The sequence below is a fragment of the Mesorhizobium sp. M2A.F.Ca.ET.039.01.1.1 genome, from assembly GCF_003998035.1.
Taxonomy (GTDB): domain Bacteria; phylum Pseudomonadota; class Alphaproteobacteria; order Rhizobiales; family Rhizobiaceae; genus Mesorhizobium.
Window position 1 is genome coordinate 1 of record NZ_RZRY01000801.1, and the last position, 2,585, is coordinate 2,585.

At 66.2% G+C, this 2,585-nt stretch carries 3 protein-coding genes; all 3 read left to right on the forward strand.

The annotated features are described in order from the left end of the window. Positions 1-188: 188 nt before the first annotated feature. Complete coding sequence (locus tag EOA24_RS33885) at positions 189-1,052, forward strand: baseplate J/gp47 family protein (RefSeq protein ID WP_126083001.1); 864 nt, start codon at positions 189-191, stop codon at positions 1,050-1,052. Continuing rightward, on the forward strand, positions 1,049-2,176 hold the full coding sequence (locus tag EOA24_RS33890; RefSeq protein ID WP_126083000.1) for a phage tail protein: 1,128 nt from the start codon (positions 1,049-1,051) through the stop codon (positions 2,174-2,176). Before EOA24_RS33885 ends, EOA24_RS33890 begins: the two co-directional genes overlap by 4 nt. Positions 2,177-2,218: 42 nt before the next feature. Beyond that, on the forward strand, positions 2,219-2,585 hold a 367-nt coding region (locus EOA24_RS33895; RefSeq protein ID WP_127410583.1), incomplete at its 3' end, for a DUF4815 domain-containing protein.

Below are 2,585 nucleotides of genomic sequence, written 5' to 3' on the forward strand. Positions count from 1 at the left end.
GGCCGGCACCGTCTCGCTGCGCCTAGGTCAGGCCGGCGGCCAACTGATCGTAACTTCTTCCTAGCCTCACGGGCCGAACCGCCGCCTGCCGGCGGCTGGCCCTCCGGCGGGCGCGGCATTGGCCGCGACGCCCGGTCGGGCTTGCGGGCTTCGCCCGAGAACGCGCTCATTTCTCAAACGGGATTGCGATGCTCGACCTTTCCACGCTCGAGGGCCTGCCGCCGCCGCAGGCGATCTCCGTGACGTCGGAGGCCGACGCTCTCGCCGCCATCAAGGCCGTCTTCGTCGACCTGGCTACGAGCTACGGGCTCGACGTCTCCGGCATCATCGATCTCGAGGGCGAGCCGGGCAACATCCAGTTGCAGGTCGGCGCATTCAGAGAGGTCCTCTACCGGGCGGCCATCAACGATGCCGTCAAGGCAAACCTGCTGGCCTTCGCGGCCCGCGCGGACCTCGACCATCTCGCCGCTTTCTACGACGTGGTGCGGCTTGACGGCGAGACCGATGCCCGGCTTCGCGCCCGCACCGTTGTCGCGATCTCCGGCCGGTCGACGGCCGGCTCCGAGGACTGGTACAAGAGCGCGGCGTTCCGGGCGAGCATTCGCGTCAAGGATGTCGCCGTCTATCGCATCGGGACCGGCCCCGACATTCGCATCGCCGTGCTCGCCACCGACAATTTCGGCGAGCCGGACGCCGCGCTGCTCGCCGCGGTCGACGCCGAGGTGCAGAAGAACAGCGTTCGGGTGATTTCCGACCGCATCACGGTCGTTTCGGCCACGAGCGCGACGGTGAACGTCGCGGCCGATATCTGGCTCCTGCCGACGACGCCTATGACGGTCTTCGATAGCCTGGAGGCGCTGTTGCGCCAGTCGCTGGCCGACGAGGGCGGGCTCGGCTTCAATCTGACCCGCTCCTGGCTGGTCTCGAAGCTTCAGGTGCCCGGCGTCCAGAAGGTGTCGCTGACCGCTCCGATGCCCGACACGATCGTGGATGACGGAGCCGCGGTGAAGCTTGGCACCGTCGCTCTGACCTACAAGGGCCGCGACCGGTGACGGATCGGCAGAACCTCCTGCCGCAGAACGCGACGGGTTTCGAGTGTGCGCTGTCGGAATCGCTCGACCGCCTGCCGGAGCTGCAGCCCGGCTTCGACGAGTTGCGCGGCTTCAAGACTGCGCCTGTGCAGGAATCGATCCTGCCCTGGCTGGTGGTCGAGTACGGTCTTGGCGGCATCACGCAATATCTGCCGGACCTCGCCTCGGTCATCGAATATGGCCTACGCTGGCAGCGAGTGAAGGGGACGCCGCAAGGCGTCGCGGAAAGCCTGACATGGGTCCACTATGCCTTCTCGACCTTCTACGAGGCCCCGTTGCGGCGCACGCGCTGGCACCTCTACGAACTCGAGCTTGATCGCTTCCGCGATGGCGAAGACGACCTTGCCACGATCGAGGCCGTCGTTCGCATGTCGGACCCAGCGAGGTCGGAGTTCTACCGCGCCTGGAACGGCTACAACGTGCGGGAGCACGAGTGGAGCTACACCCGCTGGGGCCACGGCATCTGGGGCGACAGTTCCGGAGTCTTTCTGCATGCCGGCGGCGTCAAATGGTCGTTCGGCCGCACCTTCGATGCCGGCTTCCATGAGCTGACCGAGGCCGAACTGACCGCGCTTGGTGCATGGATCGAGCCGGTAGAGGGCGGTTCGATCAGTTGGGGACCGTTTCCCTGGAACACGCCCGGACTGCAATGGGTATCGGATGCCGCCGCCTCGCGCGCGCAGATCATCGCCACCGCGCTTTTGGCGAAGACCTGCTGGGTCGGCGTCTATCGACAGGACGGCTCGCCGATCGGCTTCCGCAAAGCGCGCGTTTATCGGCCGGTGACCAGTCTCTTCGGCGGCTACTACCAGGCTGGCGGGCAAGGCTGGATCGCGGCCGCTGCTCCCGGCCCGAACATCTACGTCGAAGCCCTCATGGATTTCGCAGAGGGCGATGGCGAGACCGTCCATTCCTGGAGCGTCACGCTCGGCGGCGTGCCCGTCGACGCGCATCCGGCGGGCATCATGTGGTTGCCTGGCGCCGCCATCGCCGGCGGCACCATCGTCGGCAGCTTCGATATCGCGCCGGCTCTTCTCGGCAAGGCTTCGCGCGAGTGTTTCCGCGCCATTCTGAAAATCGCCTGACGCGCGGCTTGCGCGCGCACTTCTTCTGAAAACAGAGGCAAAATGGCTTACGAGCACAAGTCAGGGCTGTCCGGCGCTTTCGATCGTTCGGTCGCGTTCCCGCTGTGGGACAGCGTACTGACGCGTGAGGGCAAGATCGGCCAGGCGGCCGAGATGTTCGAGGCGCAGCAGATTCTGCAGCGGAAGATCGGCTCGATCGGCAACCTGGTCGCGCGCGATGGCGACCGAGTCGAAGGCGCGGATATCATCATGGACGCCGAGGCCGGGACCGTCACGCTCACGGCTGGCAAGCTCTATGTGGACGGCCGCGTACTTGATGCGCCTGGCGCGACGCTCACCGCCGTTCCGATGATAGGTTCCGTTCATATCGGCGTCCGAGTGATCGAGGACTATGTGACCGAGCTTGAAG

Excerpts from the sequence above, each read along its gene's own strand:
- EOA24_RS33885 (WP_126083001.1), top strand. The coding sequence starts at position 189 with ATGCTCGACCTTTCCACGCTCGAGGGCCTGCCGCCGCCGCAGGCGATC.